The 4,548-nt window shown below is 51.9% G+C and carries 4 protein-coding genes; 3 read left to right on the top strand and 1 reads right to left on the bottom strand.

Annotated features, from left to right (window positions below):
• Window positions 1–202: 202 nt before the first annotated feature.
• Window positions 203–952 carry an NAD-dependent deacylase gene (locus OXG75_06870; protein ID MCY3625693.1) on the top strand — a complete coding sequence of 250 codons (750 nt, stop codon included), beginning with the start codon at window positions 203–205 and terminating at the stop codon, window positions 950–952.
• Here the strand turns inward: OXG75_06870 and OXG75_06875 are convergent.
• Entirely contained in the window at window positions 937–1,353 is a 417-nt protein-coding gene (locus OXG75_06875; GenBank protein ID MCY3625694.1) for a hypothetical protein, read from the bottom strand. The genes OXG75_06870 and OXG75_06875 overlap by 16 nt on opposite strands.
• Before the next feature lie 31 nt (window positions 1,354–1,384).
• On the opposite strand from OXG75_06875, the gene OXG75_06880 reads away from it, so the two are divergent.
• Window positions 1,385–2,710, top strand: a complete 1,326-nt coding sequence (locus OXG75_06880; protein ID MCY3625695.1) for a S41 family peptidase — start codon at window positions 1,385–1,387, stop codon at window positions 2,708–2,710.
• A 348-nt stretch (window positions 2,711–3,058) separates the two neighbouring features.
• Window positions 3,059–4,315, top strand: a complete 1,257-nt coding sequence (locus OXG75_06885; protein ID MCY3625696.1) for an IS110 family transposase — start codon at window positions 3,059–3,061, stop codon at window positions 4,313–4,315.
• The last annotated feature ends 233 nt before the right edge of the window (window positions 4,316–4,548 follow it).

Here is a 4,548-nt window from a genome sequence, read left to right on the forward strand (position 1 = left end):
AGTCTCACGTACCTGTCCCCTTCTCCGAAATCCAGCTGTTCCACTTTCCTTCCTCCGGCATTGTTTTGTATCCACACACACAGCCACCCTGTAATTTGACGGGGGGGGGGGTGAGAGTATATTACTATTGTTTGAAGTTTAACTGGAAGGGTATTTTTAGAAGTGCCTATAAAACGGTTAATTTATTCCAAGTTGTCAAAGCATGGAAAAAGAGATCGCAAAAGCATACGAATTCGTAACCAATTCCAACGAAATCGTCGTCCTTACAGGGGCGGGAATCTCGGCTGAAAGCGGTATCCCCACATACAGGGGAGAAGAAGGGCTCTGGAGGAATTACGACCCCCACGAACTTGCAACGCCAGAGGCCTTTTTTAGAAATCCCAAGTTGGTGTGGGAGTGGTATGACTCAAGAAGGGCTATAATGAAAAACGCCAAACCTAATCCTGGCCACTTCGCGATAACCGCTCTTGAGAAGGAAAAAAAGGATTTCACGCTCATAACGCAAAACGTAGACGGTCTTCACTTCGCGGCCGGGACACGAAACGTAATAGAACTTCACGGGAGCCTCTGGGAAATCAAATGCACCGAATGCGAAAAAGTGGAGAAAAACTACCAGGCACCTATTCCGGAACTTCCCCCTAAGTGCGACGCCTGCGACGCGGTAATGAGGCCGAACACCGTGTTGTTCGGAGAAATAATCCCGATGGAGAGAATAGACAGGTGTCTGTTCGCCATAGAGCAGTGCGATCTCCTTCTCATAGTGGGGACCTCGGGAGTGGTCGAACCGGCGGCATCAATGGGGCTCATAGCAAAAAAAAGCGAAAAGCCTGTGGTTGAGATCAACATTGAAAGAACTCCAGGCACGGGTCTCTATGACGTAAGCTTAATGGGCAAAGCGGCTGAAACACTGCCTCTGCTTACAGGGTCTGAAATTTCTCAAAACCGCATGTAAGGAACCTCGATGGGAAGACCAGATTCCGCCGACAGATATGCTGCTCCCAGAAAAAAGAAAAGTCGTCTGAGACATTTGTTCGCTTCAGGTTTTCTGGGGTCATTTCTGATTCTGGCTAATGTCCTCGGTTTCGCGGGATGCGGGGGGGGCGAGGAAAACCTGAAGGAAAATCCACCGGCGCCCACGCCAACCAGCCCACCCACGCCAACCAGCCCACCCACGCCAACCAGCCCACCCACGCCAACCAGCCCACCCACGCCAACCAGCCCACCCACGCCAACCAGCCCACCCACGCCAACCAGCCCACCCACGCCAACCGATCCGCCCTCAACAACCGATCCGCCTGACCCCTGCTCCACTACCGACGAACCCTGGCAAAAGGATGCTTTCTGCCCCAGCAAGAATTTTCGCCACCTCTGCGCGAACCCCTCGGTGGCCTTTAACAAGAACGCAACTGTTCAGGGCACAAGAACGGATGAAAACAACTGGCTTCGCTCCTGGAGCCACGAAATCTATCTCTGGTATGACGAGATTGTGGACATGAATCCGACATGTTGCACTACGCCTGAATACTTCGATCTGATGAAAACATCGCAAACCACTTCTTCCGGAAAACCCAAAGACAGGTTCCACTTCTCGCAATCTACCGCAGAATACAACCAGTTCTCGCAACAAGGAGTTGAGGCGGGATACGGCGCTGTATTCAGGGTGCTGAGAGCTACTGTTCCGCGAAAGGTAATAGTACTGCGCACCGAACCGAATTCACCAGCAACCGCATCCAGCGTCAATCTCCTTCGCGGCACAGAGATTCTCGGAATCGACGGAATTGACCTTGTGAATACCACAGACGCGGTGGAAGTAGCTGCGTTAAACAGCGCCCTTAACCCATCTTCCGGCGACAACCATACCTTCACGGTCAAGGATCCCGGCGCATCCTCCCAGGAACGGTCCGTTCCGATGACCGCGGGCACAGTAACGGTGAGTCCGGTTCAGGAAGTAAAAGTCATTACAACATCCGGTGGAGACCGTGTCGGCTACATGCTGTTTAACAGCCATATCTCCACTGCCGCGCAGCCTCTGATAAATGCCGTGAACAGTTTCGTTCAGGGAACCGAAATTGACGATCTCGTGCTTGATCTCCGCTATAACGGGGGAGGAGCAATCAGTATAGCGCAACTAATCACCTCCATGATAGCCGGGTCCGCAGGAAACGGCAAAACCTTCGCGAAAATCGAATACAACGACAAAAAAAAAGATGCGTCTTATCCATTCGCCACATCTTTCAACTCAGCCACCCTGCCGACGCTTGATCTTTCCCGGCTTTTCGTTCTCACAAGCGCAAGCACCTGCTCCGCGAGCGAGCTGATAATCAACAGCCTGATGGGGGTTGATGTTGACGTGATAGTGATCGGCACCGCAACATGCGGCAAATATCACGGCTTTATCCCGCGGGACAACTGCGGCACAACGTATTTCTCCATTGAGTTTAGGGTGGTAAACGACCGCGGCGCGGCTGACTATGATGACGGGTTCTCGCCGGACTGCTCCGTCGCAGACAATGATTATGAACACCAGCTCGGCGACCCGGAGGAAAGCCTTCTTAAAACCGCACTGGCTTACCAGGCTGACGACATGTGTCCTTCCTCGGATTCAGCCATGATCCAGGGATCATCTGCGAAAAGCTCCCAGGAAGGGAGACTCTCGATCAATCCGGCTCCCGCGCCGCATTCCGACCTGCCGGGACTTGTTCTTGACTGATATCAACTGGACCGACCGCCGGGCCGAAACCGCATAAGAGAGAAATTCAGAACAAAAGGATCCCGCATTTCTCACCACATAGGGATATGGGAGGGTTTTGAGGGTCAGCAGCCGTGATTTACCAGTACCATTCTAAAAAGCTTGAATCAAGCGAAAAGAACAAAAATCGAATTTATAATTAAATTCACGGGTTGCCTGACCGAGAGCTGCCTAATTTTAACTGTGCCATTGAGCACCTATTTAGGACAAGCGCCTCGGTCAAGCACCGTGATAAATGCCCAACAGGAAGTTTGCGCCATTCAGCACCCCTACTGGTTCTGTCACGCATCACGGCAAACCCGAATTCACATGGAGGTATTAGTTTACAACAATCTTGAATCTCTATTTTTTGCGGGCATAGACTGGGGGAAAAACTCCCACCAGGTCTGCGTCATTGACAATGAAGGTTCCGTTGTCGAAGGAAAAAGCTTCAGACACACGGGAACCGGTCTTTTTGAAATGTCTCAGTGGATACAGAAGGTCTCAGGTTCTGATTCCTGTGACATGGCCGTTGCCATAGAGGTGAACCACGGCCCCGTGGTGGAAAGTCTATGTGAACAGGGTTTTATGGTTTATTCCGTAAATCCCAAGCAGCTTGACCGCTTCAGAGACAGGTTCTGCGTCTCGGGAGCCAAGGATGACAGAAAAGACGCCCTGGTTCTTGCGTCTGCGCTGCGCACGGACCGCAGACGCTTCCGCCGCGTTGAACCGCAGAACCCGGACGTCATAGTTCTGCGGGAACTCACCAGAACGAGGGAAGAACTCACAAGAGAACGCACACGCCTTGTGAACCGTTTCCGTGCACTGCTGTGGAGGTATTATCCCCAGTTTGAAGAGCTTCTCGGCAGTACCGTAAGGCCATGGCATCTTGAGCTTTGGGAGCTTGTCCCCTGTCCTGGCGCGGCAAAGGGGAAAAGAGCCCAAACGGTCAACAAGATTCTCAAGCGCAACAGGGTGAGACGTATTGACGCCGAGGGAGCGCTCAGGATACTGCGGGCTGAAAGAATAAACGTAAGCGACGCGACCGTGGGTAGCTGCGTCTTGTATATAAGGTCGGTTGTCGAACGTTTGAAGGTGGCAGACCGTCAGCTCGGGGAAATCAAAGACTCCATAGAGAAGATTATAGAGACCATGAACGAAAAGCTTAAGGCCGAGGGGCCTACAGATATTGAGATTCTCCGCTCCATGCCCGGCGTGGGAACCGTGGTGCTCGCTACACTTATTGCCGAGGCATGGAGTCTTGTGGGCCGTCGGGACTTCAAAGCGATCCGATGTCTTGGGGGTGTGGCTCCGGTGACGAGACAATCGGGCAAGACAAAGCTGGTCGTCAAACGAAGGGCTGTGTGCAGGAGTCTCTCGGCCGCGTTTCATATTCTGGGCGGAGTAGCGGTAATCAATGATCCGGTAAGCAGGGCCAAATACGAAGAGCTTCGGAAAAGGGGTCATGGTTACTGCAGATCCGTTCGTACCGTGTGCGACCGTCTTTTGTTCGTCGCCCGCGTCATCCTGGAAAAAGGAGAGCTGTTTGACAAGGAGTTCAGGAAAACTCTTCCGGACGCCGCGTAGAAGGAGATGTTAAGAAGAAAAACCCAGGGAGGAATCTTAAAAAAAGAAATCGCTATGAAATTTAAGCTTCACTTGAACTTTATTGTCCAGGAATTGCATTCCGTATTGCACTGCCCCCAAAACAGCACGCAACTCTCCCATAACTAAAAACCTCCCCTATCAACATATTCAGACTACAAATCCGGATTTCACTCCCTCCACGAACACAGCTCAGACACAACCGAACTCTTCCC

The sequence above is a fragment of the Candidatus Dadabacteria bacterium genome, assembly GCA_026705445.1.
Lineage (GTDB): Bacteria > Desulfobacterota_D > UBA1144 > Nemesobacterales > Nemesobacteraceae > Nemesobacter.